The organism is Micromonospora marincola, assembly GCF_056150385.1.
This window is the reverse complement of record NZ_JAXCFT010000004.1, coordinates 197,807-217,181: the sequence shown is the minus strand read 5'-3', so window position 1 is coordinate 217,181 and position 19,375 is coordinate 197,807. Positions and strand designations below refer to the sequence as shown.

Genomic DNA, 19,375 nt, shown 5'->3' with positions numbered 1-19,375 from the left:
TGCCACCCGCCACACGGGCGACACCGGGCTCTGCGGGCACCGCGGGTGGCGCCGGCAGCACGGGGCTGCCGACGCCACCCGCGGGCGGCTCAACCGGGTCACTTACCGGCGGCCGCACCGTTCTTCAGCGCGTCCTGCCAGGCGGCGTCCGCCGACTTGCCCTGCTCCACCGAGCGCAGGCTGTTCTCCACCGCGGTACGCACCGCGCTGTTCTTCGGGCCGAGGTAGACCGGCTTCAGCTCGGTGGCGCCAGCGGCGAAGATCTTGCCGACCGGGGCCTTGCTGAAGTATTCGTTGGTCGAGTCGGCCACGGCCGGGTCGGTAAGCGCCTGCGGGTTCGACGGCAGGTTGCCGACCGCCTTGTACGCGCCGATCTGGCCCTGCGCGCTGGTCAGGAACTTGGCCAGCTCGACGGCCTCCTTCTGGTGCTTGCTCGACTTCGGCACGCCGAGGAAGGAGCCGCCCCAGTTGCCGCCGTTGCCGGGGGCCTTGGCGATGTCCCACTTGCCGGTCGCCGCGTCACCGGCCTGGCCCTTGATGACACCGGTCATCCACGCCGGGCAGGCGATGGTGGCGAAGGTGCCGTTCTTGAACCCGGCGTTCCACTCGTTGGAGAAGGACTGCAGGTTGTTCGACAGACCGGCGCCGACCATCTTGGTGGCGAGCTGGTACGCGGCCTGCACGTCCGGGTTCTGGTCGATGACCAGCTTGTTGCTCTTGTCGTAGTAGGTGTAGCCGGTGCCCTGGCCCGCGATCTGCATCAGCACCACGTTGTAGAAGTTGGTCGCCGAGTCGACGAACTTGTGCTTCTTGTCGGCGGCGGTGAACTTCTGGCCGGCGGCGATGAACTCGTCCCAGGTCGGCCAGAGCGCCCCGACCTGCTCGCGGTCGGTGGGCAGGCCGGCGGCCTTGAACAGGTCGCTGCGGTAGCACAGCGCCATGCCGCCGACGTCGGTGCCGAGGCCCAGCACCTTGCCGTCGGGCGTGGTGCCCTGCTCCCACTTCCACGGCAGGAAGTTGCCCTTGAGGTCGTTCGCGCCCTGGTCGGCGAGGTTCACGAACTTGTCGGCCTGGGCGTAGAACTGGACGATGGTGCCCTCTTCCAGGGCCACCACGTCACCGGCGCCGGACCCGGCGGTGATCTGCTGGGTCAGGCGGGTGTTGTAGTCGTTCAGGCCGAGGCCCTTGCCCCGCTCCTGGATCTTGACGTTCTTGTGCTCGGCTTCGTACTGCTTGTACAGGTCCTCGTAACCGAAGCCCTGATCGCCGAAGACGTCGACGACCAGGGTGACCGGGCCGTCGCTGTCGCCGCCGCTCGGCGAGTCGTCGTCGCTGCACGCGGTCGCGGTGCCGAGCACCACGACAGACGCGAGCGCGATGGCCGCGAGCTGCCGACGGCGGATTGGGACGCTCATCTTTCAGACCCCTCTTTTCGGTGGTGAGGCGAGTTATCTGTGTGGTGGGGGGTGCGCATCGCTCGTGCCGGAGCGGGCAGGGGAAGAGATCCACGCCACTCCCGGGAGCGCTCCCATGAGATTGCCGGCAGGTAACAGGGGTGTCAATAGGCCGCTGGGAGCGTTCCCATTTCGTTACCCCTGATCCGCGCCCTCGCGGGACGCCTCAGCAGCAGCGGCGGAGCAGCGTGGTGGCGCGATCGGCGGCGAACCCGGCCGGGTCGAACGCCGGGCCGGCCCAGTCCCGCATCGTCAGGTGCTCGGGGTGCGCCGGGTCGGCGAGCGCGGCAAGCAGCACGGCGTACCCCTCCGGGCCGCCCACGCCCTCCGGCGGGGCGGCGCGCTCGCCGTCCACGCAGACCGGGTAGCGCTCGTCCGGGTCGACGGCGCAGACGTCCTCCACGACGACGTCGTGCTCCCACCAGTCACCGAAGTCGTAGGTGTAACAGAACCGGTCGCCCTTGCCCACCACCGCGTCCAACCGCACGTCCAACTCGTCGCGGAGCGCCGGCTCGCCGCCCGGATCGGGCTCGCCGTACTGCTGGCCGCCGATGTCGAACGAGTGCAGGTGGCAGTCGCGCCAGCCCACCGCGTGCTGGATCACCCGGTGCAGCCGGTCCAGGGTGTAGCCACCGGGCACCAGCACCCGCCGCCACACCGGCGGCCGGGTCCCGGCCAGCGACACCATCAGCTGGAAGATCTGACGCGACACGTGGTCCCATCCTTCCTCGGCATAGGCTGCCCGCATGATCTGCCGAGCCTGCCGGGAGCGGCGGCACGACGACTGTCCTGGCCGGAAGTGGTGCGACTGCCAGCACCGTACCCCCGAACCCACCCCGCCGGTCACCGGTCCGGCCGGCGAATGAGCGTCGGAACACCGATCGATCGGATCTGGCCCGCGCCCGTCACCGGTCCGCTCACCGACCCGCAGCTCACCGCGCTCTACGGCCGCGCGCCCACGCCGCGCCTGCGGGTGAACTTCGTCGTCAGCGCGGACGGCGCGGTCACCCTGGACGGCTACTCCGCCGGGCTCTCCGGCGAGCCGGACAAGCGCGTCTTCGGGCTGCTGCGGATGCTCTGCGACGGCCTGCTGGTGGCCGCCGGCACGCTGCGCCACGAGGGCTACCGCGCGGTGCGGCTCAGCCCCGGGCGCCGGGCCTGGCGACGCGACCGGGGGCTGGCCGAGTACCCGACGCTCGTCGTGGTCTCCGGCTCGCTCGACCTCGATCCGGCCCAGGCGTGCTTCGCCGACGCCCCGGTCCGGCCGCTGGTGCTCACCCGGGCCGGCGCCGAGCCGCCCGCGGGCCTGACCGAGGTGGCCGACCTGATCCACTGTGGCGACGACCGGGTCGACCTGGCCGCCGGCCTGAGCGAGCTGCGCCGCCGCGGGTTGGGCCAACTCCTCTGCGAGGGCGGGCCACACCTGTTCGGCGCGCTCACCGCGGCCGATCTGGTCGACGAGCTCTGCCTGACCGTGGCGCCGTTGCTCGCCGGCGCCGGCCCCGGCCGGATCGCCGCCGGCTCCCCAACCCCCCCACGCCACCTCCCCCTGCGTCACGCCCTGGCCACCCCCGACGGCGTACTGATGCTGCGCTACGCGCGTGACCCCCTCCCCGCCGCGCGCTGATTCACGGAAAGCGTGGCCATCCCCGGCGGCATGAGCCCTCTTTCCGTGAATCAGCGCGCCGGGGTGGGGGTGGGGGTGGGTGGGTCACGCTGGGGGACGGGGGTTGTGAGGTCGGTCGGGGCGGGGAATCGCACGCACCGTGGTCGGCCGGATCCACGCGGCGACCGGCCGGGACGCGACAGGCGTGGCGTCCGCCGCGTCGCGTGGCAACCTGTCGCATACCTCGGGCAGGATGCAGGACGTGCGCCGTGACCGGAACGACAAGCCGACCGGAGACCGCCGATGACCGACGACCAGCTCGACGGGCCCGGCGAGGGTGTCGGCCGGGTGCTCGGCACCGCCGACGCCACCCCGCTCACCTTCTGGACCGCCGTCGCCCCGGGGAGTTACCTGCAACTCGACGACGTGGTGGTGACCCGGCGCGACCTGCCCGACCGCGAGCCGGTGACCATCGCCGGCGTGGTGACCCAGGTGCGCGCCCGGCACGAGGGGGCGCAGTTCGACTCCGATGTCTTCGCCATCGCCGACGGCACGCTGCCGGCGCAGGTGCAGGAGGCCGCCGAGATCACCACCACCCGGGTCGATCCGGAGTTCTACGTCCCGCCCACCCCGGGCGCGGTGGTGCACCGGGCCGAGGGCGACGCCCGGGCCCGGGCGCTGCACTTCGACCGGATGGAACGGCGGGTCCCGATGGGGATGGGCCGCGACGGCGTGCCGGTCTACCTCAACGCCGACTTCCTCGACGGCACCCGGGGCGCGCACGTCTCCATCTCCGGCATCTCCGGTGTCGCCACCAAGACCAGCTTCGCGACCTTCCTGCTCTACTCCGTGTTCCGCTCCGGGGTGCTCGGCGGCGACGCGGTGAACGCCAAGGCGCTGATCTTCAACGTCAAGGGCGAGGACCTGCTCTTCCTCGACCACCCCAACAGCCGGCTCGACGACCCGACCCGCGCGGCGTACGCGAAGCTCGGCCTCGACGCGGGCGCGTTCCCCGACGTCCGGGTGTACGCGCCGCCCCGGGTCGGCGACTCGTCCGGCACGCCCGACGTGAGCAGCCGGCTCACCGGCGTGGACAGTTTCTACTGGACGCTCGCCGAGTTCTGCGCCGACCGGCTGCTGCCCTACGTCTTCGCCGACGCCGACGACGAGCGCCAGCAATACACCATGGTGGTCCACTCGGTCGCCGCCCACCTGGCCCGCTACGCCCAGCCCGCCGACGGCGGGGTGAGCATCGACGGGGTGCGGCTCGGCTCCTACGCCGATCTGGTCGACCACGTCGTCGAGCGGCTCAACGACGACGAGACCCGGGGTGAGTGGGCCGGGAGCGCGGTCGGGCTGGGCACGGTCAACGCGTTCGCCCGCCGGCTCATCGGCAGCAAGAAGGACCTGGGCCGGCTGATCCGGGGCGATCTGGCCGCCCGCCGCCCGCACTCGATCAACACTGCGGAGAGCGCCCAGGTCACCGTGGTCGACCTGCACAACCTGCCGGACCGCGCGCAGCGCTTCGTGGTCGGCGTGACGCTGAAGAGCGAGTTCGAGCGCAAGGAGAAGGCCGGCACCGCCAAGCCGTTGCTCTTCGTGGTGCTCGACGAGCTGAACAAGTACGCCCCCCGGGAGGGGTCCTCCCCGATCAAGGAGGTGCTGCTCGACATCGCCGAGCGGGGCCGGTCGCTGGGGGTGATCCTGGTCGGCGCGCAGCAGACCGCGAGCGAGGTGGAACGGCGGATCGTCACCAACTCGGCGATCCGGGTGGTCGGCCGGCTCGACCCGGCCGAGGCGTCCCGCCCGGAATACGGCTTCCTCCCGCCCGCCCAGCGGCAGCGGGCGCTGCTGGCCAAGCCGGGCACCATGTTCGTCAACCAGCCCGACATCCCGGTGCCGCTGTGCCTGGAGTTCCCGTTCCCGGCGTGGGCGACCCGGGTGTCCGAGGCCGGCCGCGCCCCGTCGGAGACGCTACGGTCGATCACCCAGGCCGCCGACCCGTTCGCGGTGGTCGGCTCCGGTTCCTCCGACGACGACATCCCGTTCTAGGCGGCACCCACATGAAGATCCTGCACACCTCCGACTGGCACGTCGGCAAGGTCCTCAAGGGGCAGTCCCGGGCCGAGGAACACACCCAGGTCCTGGCCCAGGTGATCGACATCGCCCGCGACGAGCGGCCGGACCTGGTGATCGTCGCCGGTGACCTCTACGACACCGCCGCGCCCACGCCGGAGGCGACCCGGCTGGTGACCCGCGCGCTCACCGCGCTGCGCCGCACCGGCGCCGACGTGCTGGCCATCGGCGGCAACCACGACAACGGCGCGGCGCTCGACGCGCTGCGCCCGTGGGCCGACGCCGCCGGCATCACGCTGCGCGGCAGCGTGCGGGAGAATCCGGCCGAGCACGTCGTCGACGGGGTGACAGGCGACGGCGAGCGCTGGCAGGTCGCCGCGCTGCCCTTCCTCTCCCAGCGCTACGCCGTCCGCGCGGTGGAGATGTACGCGCTCACCCCGGCCGAGGCCAACCAGACCTACGCCGACCATCTCGGCCGGGTGCTCGGCAAGCTGGCCGAGGGCTTCACCGAGCCGGACCGGGTGCACCTGGTCACCGCCCACCTCACCGTGGTCGGGGCGAGCACCGGCGGCGGCGAGCGGGACGCGCACACCGTGCTCGGCTACGCGGTGCCGGCCACCGTCTTCCCCGGCAACGCGCACTACGTGGCGCTGGGCCACCTGCACCGCGCCCAGCGGGTGATCGGCCCCTGCCCGATCCGCTACAGCGGCAGCCCGCTCGCGGTCGACTTCGGCGAGCAGGAGAACATCGGCTCGGTGACGATCGTGGAGGTGACCGCGACCACCGCCGCGCGCGTCCGGGAGGTGCCGGTGCCCGGCGCCGTGCCGCTGCGCACGGTGCGGGGCACGCTGGCCCAGCTCGCCGAGATCGAGCCGCCCGACGGCTGGCTGCGGGTCTTCGTCCGGGAGCAGCCCCGGGCCGGGCTGCGCGAGGAGGTCCAGGAGCTGCTTCCCCGCGCGCTGGAGATCCGGATCGACCCGGAGCTGATGCCGGCGCCGGGCAGCGGCACCCGCACCGCCCAGCGGGCCGGTCGCTCCCCGCGCGAGTTGTTCGCCGACTATCTGGGCAGCCGCGGGCACGCCGACGAGGGTGTGCGGGAGCTCTTCGACGAGCTGCTCGAGGAAGTTGAGCACTGATGCGGCCGATGCGGCTGGACATGGCCGGCTTCACCGTCTTCCGCGAGGAGACCACGGTCGACTTCACCGACGCGGACTTCTTCGCGCTTGTCGGGCCGACCGGCTCGGGCAAGTCGACGGTGCTCGACGCGATCTGCTTCGCGCTCTACGGCACGGTGCCGCGCTGGGGTGGGACGCGGGGGCTCGCGAACGCGCTGGCGCCGTCGGCCACCGAGGCGCGGGTCCGGTTGGTCTTCGAGTCCGCCGGCGACCGCTACGTCGCCACCCGGGTGGTCCGCCGCGACGGCCGGGGCACGGTGAAGACGACGAACGCCGGGCTCCAGCTCATGCCGCCCGGGTTCGACATCACCAAGCTCGACACCGGGCTCAGCCCGGAGGATCTGGGCGACGTGGTGGCCGGCACGCCGGCCGAGATGGAACAGGCGGTGCTCGACGCGGTCGGCCTGCCCTACGAGCAGTTCACCTCGTGCGTGGTGCTGCCGCAGGGGCAGTTCGCCGACTTCCTGCACGCCAAGCCGGCGACCCGCCAGCAGATCCTGGTCAACCTGCTCGGGCTGGGCGTCTACGAGGGGGTGCAGAAGAAGGCGGTCGAGCGCGCCGGGCAGGCCGAGGCGAAGCTGGAGGCGGTCGACAAGATGCTCGGCGGCCTCGCCGACGTCGACGACGCGCGCCTGGCCGACGCCCGGGGCCGGGTCGACGTGGCACGGGAGCTGGCCGGCGCGGTCGCTCTGGCCGTACCGGAGCTGGAGCGGGCCCGGGCCACGGCGGGTGAACGGGCCGCGGCGCTTGCCGCCCTCGACGCCGAGCTGGGCGTGCTGGCCGGGGTCCGGCCGCCGGACGGCATCGCCGAGCTGGCCCGCGCGGTGGCCGCCGCCCGGGTGACCGCCGACGAGACGGCCGCGGCCGTCGGGCTGGCCGAGGAGCGGGAGGAGAAGCTGCGCGGCGAGCTGGCCGCGGCCGGTGACGAGAGCGCGCTGCGTCTGCACCTGCGGGCGTACGCCGACCGGGAGCGGCTGACCGGCGAGGCGGCCACGGTCCGCGCGGCGGTCGACGCGGCGCGGGTCGAGCACGACGCGGCGGTGGCGGCGCTTGCCGACGCGCGGGCCGAGGCGGCGCGGGCCGAGGCCGAGCTGGAGGCGGCGTTCCGGGCGCACGAGGAGGCGAAGGCGGCCGACCAGGCGGTGGCGCTGCGGGCGCATCTGGTCGACGGCGCGCCCTGCCCGGTGTGCGAGCAGGTGGTCGCCGCCGTGCCGGCGATGCCGAAGGGCTCGGCGGTGAGCCGGGCGCTCGCGGCCGGCAAGTCGGCGCGTGCGGCGAGCGAGTCCGCCAAGCGGGTGGTGCAGGAGCGCGACACCGCCGCCCGTGACCTGGAACGGGTGCTGCTGCGTGTGCGGGCCGAACACGACGGGCTCGGTGCGCGGCTGGCCGAGTTGGACGGGCAACTCGCCGACGCCGCCACGCCTGACGCGCTGCGCGCGTCGCTCGCCGAACACGCCCGGCTCCGGGCGGCGCTGGACGAGGCGGCCGGCGCGGTCCGGGCCGGGCGGGAGGCCGCCCGGCGGGCCCGGGGCACGCTCGACGGCGCGCAGGACCGGTTGCGCCGGGCCTGGCGTGACTTCGACACGGCGCGGGACGGGCTGGCCCGGTTCGGCCCGCCGGCCGCCGACCGGGACGACGTGGCCGCCGCCTGGGCGGCGCTCGCCGGTTGGGCGGGTGAGCAGGCCGACCGCCGGCGGGCCGACCGGGGTGGGCTGGCCGACGCGGTCGACGCGGCCCAGCGGGCGGTGACGGAGGTGGCCGACCGGATCGGCGCGTCGTTCACCGCCGCCGGGCTGGACGCGCCGGACGATCCGCTGCGCGACGTCGCGGTGGCGGTGGAGCGGGCCGGGGCGGAGCTGCGCCGGCTGACCGAGCGGCGCGAGCAGGCGGCCGAGTTGCGGGAGCAGCGGGCCGGCCACGAGCACCAGGCGCGGGTGGCCCGCGCGCTGGCCGGGCACCTGCGGGCCAACAACTTCGAGCGCTGGCTGCTCACCGAGGCGCTCGACCTGCTTGTTGACGGCGCGTCGCGGATCCTCCGCGAGTTGTCCGGCGGGCAGTACGACCTGATCCACGACAAGGGCGAGTTCTTCGTGGTCGACCATCACGACGCCGGCCTGCGGCGCGGGGTGCGGACGCTGTCCGGCGGGGAGACGTTCCAGGCGTCGCTGGCCCTGGCTCTGGCGTTGTCGGAGCAGCTCGCCGGCATGTCCACGAGCGCGGCGAGCCTGGAGTCGATCGTGCTGGACGAGGGCTTCGGCACACTCGACGCGGCGACGCTCGACACGGTCGCGGCCACGCTGGAGAACCTGGCCGCCCGGGGGGACCGGATGGTCGGCGTGGTGACCCACGTGCCGGCGCTCGCCGAGCGGATCCCGGTCCGCTTCGAGGTCCGCAAGGACGCCCGCACGGCCCGCATCGAGCGGACCGGCCTGTGAGCGCACAGCCCCGGTTCTTCGTCGACTCGTGGGATCCGGCGTACGGGGCGTCGTTCGAGGCGGCGGGCGGGTCCGGGCCGGCGACGCCGAGCAGCGCCCAGGTGGAGGCCGACGTCGAGCTGCCGGTGACCGACTGGCGCGCCATCGGCCCCCGGCCGGGGGTGCGGGCGCCGGACGTGGTGCTGCTTGTCGACGGCGTACGCCGGATCGACGCCAGCATCTGGACGGCGGAGGAGGACGGCGGCTCGTTCCCCGGCATCGCCGCCTCGTACGCGGCCGGGGTGGTCCGCTGTGACCTGGACCGGGGCGCCGCCGAGCTGGCCGGTTCCCGGGTGGGCCGGGGTCTGTTCACGGCCAGCCCGTCGGCGGGGGACGTGGTGGCCGGCGCGATCCGCTACCCGGTGCACCGGGTCGGCGGCACCGGCGAGTTGAGCAAGCTGCCGGCCGCGGTGCAGGGCCCGCTCACCGCGCTTGAGGTGGACGTGTCGGACGCGGTGCGCGCCGACGGCGATCTGCTCGTGGTGGACGGCCCGCTGCGCAGCCGGCGGAACCTGCCGCGCACGCTCGGCTACATCAAGACGCAGCACAGCCAATACCTCGACGCCCGGCTGACCGCGGTGGTGACCGGGCTGGCGCCGGGCCAGCGCTGCCCGGTGTTCCGGCTGGGCACCGCGTGGGGCGGCTGGTCGTGGTATCTGCGACTGCCGGTGGCCGCCGGGGCGCCCTGGGCGGGCATCGTGCGGATGGAGTGCTCGGCCGAGCTGAGCGTGCCGGAGGCGGTCGCGCTCGCCGACCTGTCGCTCGTCACGCTGCCCCGGTTCGCGTCGACGCCGTACAAGGACCCGCGCGCGCCGCAGAACCTGGTGCCGATCGCCGGGCTGGAGCGCAGGCTGCGCGGGATGCTCGGCGACGCGCGGCTGCTGCACCGGGTGCTCACCTCGGCCGCGCGCGGGATGCGGCGCTGATGGGCCGGCGACGCGACACCGACCGGGTGGTGGCCGACGTCGACACCGGGCGGGCCGAGCTGGTGCCGGACCGGGACCGTCCGGGCTCGTGGACGCTGCTGCTCGACGGCGCGCCGCAGTCCCACGTCGACCTGGCCGACCCGACCCACCTGGAGTTCGAGTACGTGCGGCGGCTGGCCGCCGCGATCGACCTGGTCGCACCCGCCGGCGCGGCGCTGCGGGTGCTGCACCTGGGCGGCGGCGCGCTCACCCTGCCGCGCTACGTGCGGGCGACCCGGCCCGGCTCGACGCAGCGGGTGTCCGAGGTGGACGGCGCGCTCGTGGAGCTGGTACGGCGGGAGCTGCCCTGGCCGTCCGATCCGCGGCTGCGGGTCCGGGTGGCCGACGCCCGTGCCACGCTGGCGTCGAGCCGGGACGCCGGGTACGACGTGATCGTGGCGGACGTCTTCGCCGGCGCCCGCACCCCGGCCCACCTGACCTCGGTGGAGTACGCCGCCGAGGTGGCCCGGGTGCTGGCGCCGGGCGGCTGCTACCTGGCGAACGTCGCCGACGGCCCGCCGTTGCGGCACGTCCGCGGGCAGGTCGCCACCGTGCGTACCGTGTTGCCCCGGGCCTGCCTGGTAGGCGACGCGGCGGTGCTGCGCGGCCGGCGGTACGGCAATCTGGTGCTCGTGGCGTCCCGGGTGGAGCCGCCGGTGCCGGAGCTGACCCGACGCGCGGCCGGCGACTGGTTCCCCGGCCGGGTGGTGGCCGGCGCGGAGCTGGACCGGTTCGCCGGCGGCGTTCCGGTGGTCCACGACGTGGACGCCGTGGACTCCGCTCCGCCGCCGCCAGGAATTTTTTCTGTCAAACGTTGATCCGTTCGTGGGTTCGGTGCGTATCACCGGGCGGCCATGCCCGTGGGGGGCCGGCTGATGTCATTGGACACCGGAGGTCTGCATGCATGCGGTGGCGGCCGGCTGGCACGGCGAGGTGGCAAGGCCCGAGTGGATGTTCGCCCGGGCGCAGCCGCACTCGCGGGCGGCGCGTACGGATCGGGGGGTCGACGCCCGCCCCGCCGATCGCCAGAATGATCCGGTGCCGCCGCGACCCGCTCCCGGACGCCACCAGGCGACCTCCGCCGAGGCCAGCCACTCCGACCAGCTGATCCGCCTGCTCTACGCCGAGCACGCCGGCCCGCTGCTGATGTTCGTGATGCGACTGACCGGTGGGGACCGGCAACGCGCCGAGGACATCGTGCAGGAGACGCTGCTGCGGGCCTGGCGCAACGCGCACCGCCTGGGTGTGCAGGGTCAGGGCTCGTTGCGTCCGTGGCTGGTCACGGTGGCCCGGCGGATCGCCATCGACGAGCACCGCAGCGAGCAGGCCCGCCCGGCGGAGACGTACGACCGGGACCTGACCGCGTTCGCCGAGTCGGACAGCACCGACCGGGTGTTGCGCACGATGACCGTGGCGGACGCGCTGCGGACGCTGAGCCAGTCGCACCGGGAGATCCTGGTGGCGACGTACTTTCGGGGTCGTACCGTCCCCGAGGCGGCGGAGGAGCTGGGCCTTCCGCTCGGCACCGCCAAGTCACGGGTCTACTACGCGCTGCGCGCGCTGCGCACCGCTCTGCAGGAGAGGGGGGTGACGGAATGAGCCGGGCCGACCACATGGACGTCGCCGCTTATGCGCTCGGCGTGCTCGACGCACAGGACGCGGAGCGGTTCGAGGAGCACCTGGCCACCTGCTGGGCGTGTGCCGCCGAGTTGGAGACGATGGTCCCGGTGGTGGGGATGCTCTCCGGTATCGACGGCGAGGCGATGGCCGCGCTGGAGCAGACCCACACCGATCCGGCGCTGCTGGACCGCACGTTGGTGGCGGTGCGGCGGGACCGCCGGCGTACCCGGGTCCGGCAGTTGCTTGCCACCGCGGCGGCCGTGGTGGTGTTCGGCGGCCTGAGCGGGGTCGCGGCCGGGATGCTCGGCGACGACCCGCCGCCGGTGCCGCGGGCCGAGCCGACGCAGAGCGTGCCCACCGCGGCCCCGACCGGCGGGTCCGAGGATCCGAACGACCCGAACATCGGCGGGAACGAGCAGGAGGGCGACCAGCACAACGCGACCGACGCGGGCACCGGGGTGAAGACCACGATGTGGCTGGCGAAGAAGGAGTACGGCACGCAGATCGCCGTGCAACTGAGCCGGTTGCCGGGTCCGCGCACCTGCCGGCTGCTCGTGGTGCGCAAGAACGCCACGAGCGAGGTGGTCGGCACCTGGTCGGTGCCGGGCAGTGGTTACGGCACCAACCAGAACCCGCTCGGGCTGGAGCTGACCGCGTCCACCTCGGCCCCGCTCGGTGACATCGAGAAGGTCCAGGTGCAGTCCGTGGACGTCAACGGGGTGGCCAGCCCGCTGGTGACCGTCTCCGACCTGTAGATCCACCGCGCCGACGGCGCCGGGCGGCGAGACCGCCCGGCGCCGTCGTGTCGTTTGCGGACGGTCCCGTCGTGGTGGCGCACGCGCGGCCGGCGGGATCGGTTCAATCGATCCACTGTGAAATGGACCACGCTTCTGCGTTCAACCTTGACAGCACCGCCGCCCGTACTACCCGGCGAACTGCCAAGAACGAGGAGGGCACGTGGCACACCACAAGCGGACGACCGTCATCGTCGCGAGCGCGATGGTCGCACTTACGGCCTGCGCCCCAGCAGGCTACGACGGGGCGAACTCGAGCGCGGCGGAGCCGGTCGCCGTCGCCGCGGCCGAACCCACCGCGGCGGCCGAACCCGAGGCGTCGGCCACCCCCGAGACGCCTACCGACAACCAGGCGGCACCCCCGTCGGACGTGAAACTCACCGACCAGCTCGTCGGCAAGACCCTGCCCCGGATGGGCAAGGTCGTCACCGACCAGGACGGCTGGGTGCTGTACCGGTTCGACAAGGACTCGTCGAAGCCGGCGCAGTCCAACTGCGTGGACAAGTGCGCCGAGGTATGGCCGCCGGCGCTCACCGACGGCAACCCGCAGTTGCAGGGCGTCTCCGACGACAAGATCGGCACGGTCACCCGGCAGGACGGCACCCGGCAGATCACCATCGGGGACTGGCCGGTCTACCGCTACATCGGCGACAAGAAGCCCGGCCAGTGGAAGGGCCAGGCCGTCGGGGGCACCTGGTTCGTCGTCGACCCCAACGGCAAGAAGAACCTGACCTGCCTGCCGAAGGGCACCCCGAAGGCGGTGGCGCCCCCGTCGTCGAGCGACTCGGGCGACTCGGGCGGCGGCTCGGACTACTCGTACTGACCGCACTGGACACGGTGACCGGCCGCCGCCGGGGAGGGCGCGGCCGGTCACCGTCGTGAACCCGGGAGGCGGGGCGTACCGGCATCGCCCCGCCTCCCGGCACCGACACCGACACCGCCCTGGGCCCACCGCCCACGGCGGTGTCGTCCGTCCCGGCCGGGCCACGTGGCAGAGTGTCGGGGTGACCCCGCCCGACGCCCGCCGGACGCTGCGACCGCCGGCCGGCTACCGACTTGCCGCCTCGGTGCGGGCGTTGACCTTCAGCCCGTACGACCCGTGCGCGCGGATCGCCGCCGGCAGCTTCTGGTGGGCCACCCGCACGCCGGACGGACCGGCCACGTTGACGCTGCGCCCGGAGGCCGGCGAGCTTGTCGCCGAGGGGTACGGCCCGGGCGCGTCCTGGGTGGTCGAGCGCGCCGACGGCGTCGCCGGGCTGCGCGACGACCTGACCGGGTTCGCCGCGCTCGCCGCCGCGCACCCGCTCGTGGCCCGGCTGGCGCAGGCGCACCACGGGCTGCGGATGCCCGCCACCGGCCAGGTCTTCCCCCGACTGCTGCGGGCCGTGTTCGAGCAGAAGGTCACCGGCAAGGAGGCGTACCGGGCGTACGCGGCGACCGTGCGGCACTTCCGCGAGCCGGCGCCAGGCCCACTGCAACCGCTGCTGCTGCCGCCGGAGCCGGCCGCGGTGGCGGCCACGCCGTACTGGGTGTTCCACCCGTTCGGGGTGGAACAGCGCCGGGCCGACACGCTGCGCCGCGCCGCCGCCGTCGCGGACCGGCTGGAACGCTGCGCGGACGCCGCCGAGGCCACCCGCCGGCTCACCGCGATCCCCGGCATCGGCCCGTGGACCGCCGCCGAGGTGGTCCGGATCGCCTACGGGGACCCGGACGCGGTGAGCGTCGGCGACTATCACGTGCCGAACACGGTGGCCTGGGCGCTGGCCGGGGAGCCGCGTGGCGACGACGCCCGGATGCTGGCGCTGCTGAAGCCGTTCACCGGGCACCGGGGGCGGGTCTGCGTGCTGCTGGAGGCCGCCGGCATCCAGGCCCCGAAGTACGGGCCGCGCGCCCCGATCCGCTCCTTCGCCCGCTACTGAGCGGCGAGCCGGCGCAGCGTCCGACCCAGCCACCACGCGTACGCCCGCTGGAAGCCCCGGGTGACCGGCCCGGCCGCGCGCACGTACCAGTGCGCCGGCCGGCTGAACGCGGTCACCTCGAACCAGGTCCCGTCCGGCTCGCGGGTGACCAGGAACGCCTCCTCGCCGACCTCCGGGTGCCCGGGCAGCGTGCCGTAGCCGCAACCGGCCCGGTCCGGCTCGTCGACGGCCCAGACCACCTCGGTCGGGCCCCAGACCCGCGCCGGGCCGACGCCGAGCCCGGGCGTGACCCGCACGCCGGGGGCGGCGCGCGGCGCGTCGGCGCGCATCACCACGCCTGCGGCGCGGTGCAGCCGCCAGCCGAGCACCGCGTCCGCCGCGGTGGCGAAGGCGCCGTCCGGCAGCCGGACCCGGTGGCGCAGGTGGTGGTAGCCGGCCGGCAGGTCGCCGTCGCGGGTCGCGCCCACCTCGGGGTACGTCAGCTCGGGCACGTCGGCCACCTCTCCTCGCACGGGACACCCGCCAGGGTACGACCGCCCGGCGCGGGTGTGGTGTGCTGACCGGGTGACCGACGACGTGACCGTCGCCCCCGCCGTCGCCGCGGACGCCGGTGAGATCCTCACCGTGCAGCGCGCCGCGTACCTGGTGGAGGCGCAGCGCTACCGGGACGTGTTCCTGCCCCCGTTGACCGAGACGCTTGACGAGGTCCGGGCCGCGCTGGCCGGCCCGGTCGTGGTGCTCGCCGCCCGGCACGGCGCCCGCCTGGTCGGCTCGGTGCGGGCAAGCCTGGACGGCGACACCGCCCACGTCGGCCGTCTCTCGGTCGCCCCGGACCAGCAGGGTCGCGGCATCGGCGGCCGGCTGCTGGCCGCGATCGAGGCGGCGTGCGCCGACCGGGTGGCGCGGTTCGCGCTGTTCACCGGCGCGCGGAGCGCGGAGAACCTGGGGTTGTACGCGCGGCGCGGCTATCTCGTGGTGGCGCACCGGTCGGACGAGAACGGCAACCGCCTGGCGGTGCTGGAGAAGGTCACGCCCGCTCGCAGCGACGCCTGAGCCCGTCCGCCTCCTGCCGCAGGTAGCGGCGCATGGTCGCGCCGCCGAACAACCCGACCAGCCCGGCCAGCGGCCCGGTCTGGACGAGCGCCAGCTCGACCCGGGTGCGCCGGTCGTCCAGCCGCACCAGCCGGTGTTCGCCGCGGCTGCGGACGCCGGGGCTCGCGGACTCCCAGACGAAGGCGTACGGCGGGTCGATCTCGGTGACCCGCCACACCGCCGGCCGCAGCCGGGGCTGGGTGAGCCGGACGGTCGAGCCGAGGACCAGGGGACCGGGCTCCAGCCTGCGGGCGGCGGTGACCGAGGGCGTCCACTCGGGCCAGCTCTCCACGTCGGTCTGCACCGCCCAGACCCGATCGACGTCGGCGGCGATCTCGACGGAATCGACGAAGCGCATGGCGTTCCCTCCCGGAGCCGGTCCGCCTCAGGCTACGCGGGGCGTCGCTCAGAGGTGGTCCCGCGCTCAGGCGGCCCCGCGCGCTCAGGCGGCCTCGTGGAGGTCGGCCAGGCCGACCGGGGCGTACCGCCGCAGCAGGCGTTCCAGCTCGGCCACCGAACCCACCTCGCCGACGACGTTCGCGCCGCCGCCGTGCTCCGGCGGATAGCGGTGCACGAGCCGGTAGCGGTACCGCCCCCGGACCAGTTCCACGCTGACCCGCCAGCGACCGCAGCATCCGCAGCTCCACTCCGGCACGCCGCGACGGTAGCTCTGACCTGCGCCTACCTCATCCGGGCGCGGGTGATGAACGGGTCCCGGGCGGGACACGCCGCCCGGCGCCGGGTGGTGATCTGCCTCACGGGTGTCGGTGGGGTCTGGTTGACTTGTCGCCGTGGACCTGCCGATCAACCCGCCGGTCGAGCCGATGCTTGCCAAGAGCGTGGCCGAGCTGCCCACCGATCCCGGCCTGACCTACGAGCCGAAGTGGGACGGCTTCCGTTGCATCGTCTTCCGCGACGGCGACGAGGTCGAGCTGGCCAGTCGCGGCGGCAAGTCGATGACCCGCTACTTCCCCGAGGTGGTCGAGCAGGCGCGTCGCCAGCTTCCGCCCCGGTGCGCGGTCGACGGCGAGCTGATCGTGATCCGCCGGGACGGTCCAGGCGGGCAGCCGCGGCTCGACTTCGAGCTGCTGGCCCAACGGATCCATCCGGCCGCCTCCCGGGTGAAGCTGCTCGCCGAGACCACCCCTGCCGACTTCGTCGCGTTCGACCTGCTCGCCCTCGACGACGAGCTGCTCACCGGGCGGCCCTACCCGCAGCGCCGGGAGCGGCTGGAGCAGGCCCTGGCCGGGGTCCGGCCGCCGGTGCACGTGACCCAGGTGACCACCGACCCGCAGACCGCCCGGCGCTGGTTCGAGGTGTTCGAGGGCGCCGGCCTGGACGGGCTCATCGTCAAGCCGGCCGACCTGCCCTACGAGCCGGGCAAGCGGCTGATGTCCAAGGTCAAGCACGCCCGCACCGCGGACGCGGTGGTGGCCGGCTTCCGCTGGCACAAGTCCGGCCCGGTGGTCGGCTCGCTGCTGCTGGGGCTCTACGGCGACGACGGGTTGCTGCACCACATCGGCGTCAGCTCCTCGTTCACCATGGCCCGCCGCAAGGAGCTGCTCGACGAGTTGGAGCCCTACCGCGAGGTCGGCGGCGACCACCCGTGGGTGCACGGCGACCACGAGCGGGGCCAGCGCATCCCGGGCGGGGTGAGCCGGTGGACCGGCGGCAAGAACCTGGAGTGGGAGCCGCTGCGCCCCGAGCTGGTGGTCGAGGTGGCCTACGACGCGATGGAGGGCGACCGGCTGCGGCACACCGCCCGGTTCCTGCGGTGGCGGCCCGACCGGGAGCCCCGCTCCTGCGACTACGGCCAGCTCGACCGCCCGATCCGCTTCGACGTCGACGAGGTGCTGCGCGGGGATCCGGCGGCGACGGTGAACGACGCCGGCCGCCGGGCGTAGCCTGACTGTCGACACGATCATGGAGGGCGTCCACGTGACAGGCTTCCCCGCCCGGCCCCGCCGGATCCGGCCCGCGTTTGCCGCGTTCGTCGCGGCGGTGGTGCTCACCGCCGGCTGCACGCTGCCGGCGTTCGCCCCGCGCGCCGAGAGCGAGGGCGAGGCGGCCCCACCGGGCACCGCGCCGACCTGGCGGGCCTGCCCCGAGGTGCCCGACGAGCTGGTCGGCCGGGGCGCGTCCGGCATGCGCTACGAGTGCGCCCGGATCGCGGTGCCACGTAACTGGGGCGCCGGGGCGGCCACCGGCGCGACCGCCGGCCCGGGCACCGGTGAGACGTTCGAGATCGCGCTGATCCGGATCCGGCCGGCCAAGCAGCGCGACCGGATCGGGTCGCTCGTGGTCAACCCGGGCGGCCCCGGCGCCTCCGGCGTGGACACCGCGGTCTACCTCTCCTTCGGCCCGGCGTTCGGCGGCCTGCCGACGGCGGTCACCGACCGGTTCGACATCGTCGGCTTCGATCCGCGCGGGGTGGGCCGGTCCAGCCCGGTCAGGTGCATCCCCGACGCCGACCTGGACGCCAGCTTCGGCTACGACCCCGACCCGGAGAGCCAGGCGTCCTTCGACGGCTTCGTCGACCTCAACCGGCGCATCGGGCAGCGCTGCGGCGGGAAATACGGCGACCAGCTCCCGCTCTACGGCACCGCGCAGGCCGCCCGGGACATGGACGCGGTGCGCGCGGCGGTCGGCGACGACAAGCTGACCTACCTGGGTTACTCCTACGGCACGCTGCTCGGCGCCACCTACGCGCAGCTCTACCCGCAGCGGGTGCGGGCGCTTGTGCTCGACGGCGCGGTCGACCCGCGACAGCAGCTCATCGCCGGCTCGGAGAGCCAGGCCAAGGGCTTCGAGCGGGCCTTCGACAACTTCTCCCGGTGGTGCGCGGCGAACGCCGGCCGCTGTCCGATCGCGCCGGACGCCCGCGGGGCGGTCACCGCCGCGATCGACAAGGCGAACGCCTCCCCGGTACGCGGCGCGGGCGGTCGGGAGGCCACCGCCGGCTGGGTGTTCTACGCGGTGATCTCCTCGCTCTACACCGAGCAGGGCTGGCAGGAGTTGGCCCAGGCGATCGACGACCTCCAGGGCGGCGACCCGGCGGGCGTGTTCAAGCTCGCCGACGCGTACGCGGGCCGCGAGGACGACGGGCACTACTCCAACCTGTTCGACGCCAACCTGGCGGTCAACTGCGCCGACGAGACCGAGAAGCCGACCCGGGAGCAGGTCCGGTCGTTGCAGTCGCAGTGGCGGCAGAAATACCCGCTGTTCGGCCCGGCGCTGGCGGTGGGGATGCTCGGCTGCGTGGAGTGGCCCGGTGGGCGTGACCCCTATCCGACCGGCCGGGCGGACGGCGCGCCGCCGATCCTGGTGGTGGGCACCACGGGCGACCCGGCCACGCCCTACGAGCAGACCGGCGCGCTCGCCTCGATGCTCGGTGTGGGCCGGGTGCTCACGTGGGAGGGCGAGGGGCACACCGCCTACCCGCAGACGCGGTGCGTGACCGCGGCCGTCGACGCGTACCTGATCTCGCTCACCGTCCCCCGGGAGGGGCAGCGCTGCCCCGCCCGGTGACGGCGGCGGCCAGCCGGTCCCGCATGTCGATCACCCTGACCACGCCGGCGGCGCCCAGGGACCATCCACTGGTGGTGGGCGCTGCGAAGCTGGCTGGACGCCTGCTGAACGTCCGTGCCAAGCTGCCCGCGTGACCGATGTGATCTTCCGGGAGGCGGTCCGGGCCGACCTGCCCGCCGTGCTCGCGCTGCTCGCCGACGACATGTTGGGCCGCACCCGCGACCTCCCCGAGGTCGACGCCGCGTACGAGCGGGCGTTCGCCGACCTCGACGCCGACCCGCGCAACCACCTGATCGTCGCCGACGACGGCGGTGAGCTGGTCGGCTGCCTCCAGATCACGTACATCCCCGGGTTGGGCCGGCACGGCGCGGAGCGTTCGCTGATCGAGGCCGTGCGGGTCCGCTCGGACCGGCGCGGACGCGGGCTGGGCCGGGCGATGATGCGCTGGGCGATCGACCGGGCGCGCGAGCGTGGCTGCGCGCTTGTGCAGCTCACCACCGACAAGCGGCGCGCCGACGCGCACCGCTTCTACGTCGGCCTCGGGTTCGTGGCCAGCCACGAGGGGATGAAGCTGCCGCTGTAGGGGGTGCCGGATCCCTCCGGCGGGGGGAGGGCGCACGTCCGGCCGCCGACCAGGCTGAGCGCACCGCCGCCGCGCGGGCGCAGAGGCGA

Annotated in this window: 19 protein-coding genes; 14 read left to right on the top strand and 5 right to left on the bottom strand. The window is 74.3% G+C overall.

Annotation, left to right across the window (positions count from 1 at the left end; all coding sequences use genetic code 11):
- Positions 1-98: 98 nt before the first annotated feature.
- On the bottom strand, positions 99-1,415 hold the full coding sequence (locus SM450_RS12185) for an ABC transporter substrate-binding protein (RefSeq protein WP_474619829.1): 1,317 nt from the start codon (positions 1,413-1,415) through the stop codon (positions 99-101).
- A gap of 205 nt (positions 1,416-1,620) precedes the next feature.
- Entirely contained in the window at positions 1,621-2,166 is a 546-nt protein-coding gene (locus tag SM450_RS12180; RefSeq protein WP_474619828.1) for a plasmid pRiA4b ORF-3 family protein, read from the bottom strand.
- A gap of 150 nt (positions 2,167-2,316) precedes the next feature.
- Here SM450_RS12180 and SM450_RS12175 point away from each other — a divergent pair, with 150 nt between their 5' ends.
- From SM450_RS12175 to SM450_RS12130, 10 genes are all read left to right on the top strand, one after another.
- On the top strand, positions 2,317-3,081 hold the full coding sequence (locus tag SM450_RS12175; protein WP_474619827.1) for a pyrimidine reductase family protein: 765 nt from the start codon (positions 2,317-2,319) through the stop codon (positions 3,079-3,081).
- Between the two features lie 282 nt (positions 3,082-3,363).
- Positions 3,364-5,112, top strand: a complete 1,749-nt coding sequence (locus SM450_RS12170; protein ID WP_474619826.1) for an ATP-binding protein — start codon at positions 3,364-3,366, stop codon at positions 5,110-5,112.
- Positions 5,113-5,123: 11 nt separating this feature from the next.
- Positions 5,124-6,272: an exonuclease SbcCD subunit D gene (locus SM450_RS12165; protein WP_474619825.1), complete on the top strand. Its 1,149-nt coding sequence runs from the start codon at positions 5,124-5,126 to the stop codon at positions 6,270-6,272.
- The gene (locus tag SM450_RS12160; protein WP_474619824.1) at positions 6,272-8,746 is read left to right on the top strand and encodes an AAA family ATPase; all 2,475 of its coding nucleotides are present in this window, start codon (positions 6,272-6,274) and stop codon (positions 8,744-8,746) included. The genes SM450_RS12165 and SM450_RS12160 overlap by 1 nt, the downstream gene beginning before the upstream one ends.
- Entirely contained in the window at positions 8,743-9,711 is a 969-nt protein-coding gene (locus SM450_RS12155) for a hypothetical protein (RefSeq protein ID WP_474619823.1), read from the top strand. The genes SM450_RS12160 and SM450_RS12155 overlap by 4 nt, the downstream gene beginning before the upstream one ends.
- Positions 9,711-10,568 (top strand): spermidine synthase, encoded by an 858-nt coding sequence (locus SM450_RS12150; protein WP_474619822.1) that lies wholly within the window; start codon positions 9,711-9,713, stop codon positions 10,566-10,568. Before SM450_RS12155 ends, SM450_RS12150 begins: the two co-directional genes overlap by 1 nt.
- 82 nt (positions 10,569-10,650) lie before the next feature.
- Positions 10,651-11,349, top strand: a complete 699-nt coding sequence (locus tag SM450_RS12145; RefSeq protein WP_474619821.1) for a sigma-70 family RNA polymerase sigma factor — start codon at positions 10,651-10,653, stop codon at positions 11,347-11,349.
- Complete coding sequence (locus tag SM450_RS12140; protein ID WP_474619820.1) at positions 11,346-12,125, top strand: anti-sigma factor family protein; 780 nt, start codon at positions 11,346-11,348, stop codon at positions 12,123-12,125. The genes SM450_RS12145 and SM450_RS12140 overlap by 4 nt, the downstream gene beginning before the upstream one ends.
- Before the next feature lie 202 nt (positions 12,126-12,327).
- Entirely contained in the window at positions 12,328-12,987 is a 660-nt protein-coding gene (locus tag SM450_RS12135) for a hypothetical protein (RefSeq protein WP_474619819.1), read from the top strand.
- A gap of 181 nt (positions 12,988-13,168) precedes the next feature.
- The gene (locus SM450_RS12130) at positions 13,169-14,083 is read left to right on the top strand and encodes a DNA-3-methyladenine glycosylase family protein (RefSeq protein ID WP_474619818.1); all 915 of its coding nucleotides are present in this window, start codon (positions 13,169-13,171) and stop codon (positions 14,081-14,083) included.
- Here the strand turns inward: SM450_RS12130 and SM450_RS12125 are convergent.
- Positions 14,077-14,574 carry a DUF1990 family protein gene (locus SM450_RS12125; RefSeq protein ID WP_474619817.1) on the bottom strand — a complete coding sequence of 166 codons (498 nt, stop codon included), beginning with the start codon at positions 14,572-14,574 and terminating at the stop codon, positions 14,077-14,079. The two genes, SM450_RS12130 and SM450_RS12125, sit on opposite strands and share 7 nt — an antisense overlap.
- 73 nt (positions 14,575-14,647) lie before the next feature.
- On the opposite strand from SM450_RS12125, the gene SM450_RS12120 reads away from it, so the two are divergent.
- Complete coding sequence (locus tag SM450_RS12120) at positions 14,648-15,136, top strand: GNAT family N-acetyltransferase (protein ID WP_474619816.1); 489 nt, start codon at positions 14,648-14,650, stop codon at positions 15,134-15,136.
- On the opposite strand, the gene SM450_RS12115 is transcribed toward SM450_RS12120, so the two are convergent.
- Both SM450_RS12115 and SM450_RS12110 read right to left on the bottom strand, forming a co-directional pair.
- Positions 15,111-15,533, bottom strand: a complete 423-nt coding sequence (locus SM450_RS12115; RefSeq protein WP_474619815.1) for an SRPBCC family protein — start codon at positions 15,531-15,533, stop codon at positions 15,111-15,113. The two genes, SM450_RS12120 and SM450_RS12115, sit on opposite strands and share 26 nt — an antisense overlap.
- A gap of 84 nt (positions 15,534-15,617) precedes the next feature.
- Positions 15,618-15,830, bottom strand: coding sequence for a hypothetical protein (locus SM450_RS12110; protein WP_474619814.1), 213 nt, complete (start codon positions 15,828-15,830; stop codon positions 15,618-15,620).
- A gap of 136 nt (positions 15,831-15,966) precedes the next feature.
- Between SM450_RS12110 and SM450_RS12105 the strand changes: the two genes are divergently transcribed.
- From SM450_RS12105 to SM450_RS12095, 3 genes are all read left to right on the top strand, one after another.
- Positions 15,967-17,079, top strand: coding sequence for an ATP-dependent DNA ligase (locus SM450_RS12105; RefSeq protein WP_474619813.1), 1,113 nt, complete (start codon positions 15,967-15,969; stop codon positions 17,077-17,079).
- 34 nt (positions 17,080-17,113) lie between these two features.
- Positions 17,114-18,703, top strand: coding sequence for an alpha/beta hydrolase (locus SM450_RS12100; protein WP_474619812.1), 1,590 nt, complete (start codon positions 17,114-17,116; stop codon positions 18,701-18,703).
- 130 nt (positions 18,704-18,833) lie between these two features.
- Positions 18,834-19,286 (top strand): N-acetyltransferase family protein, encoded by a 453-nt coding sequence (locus SM450_RS12095; protein WP_474619811.1) that lies wholly within the window; start codon positions 18,834-18,836, stop codon positions 19,284-19,286.
- The last annotated feature ends 89 nt before the right edge of the window (positions 19,287-19,375 follow it).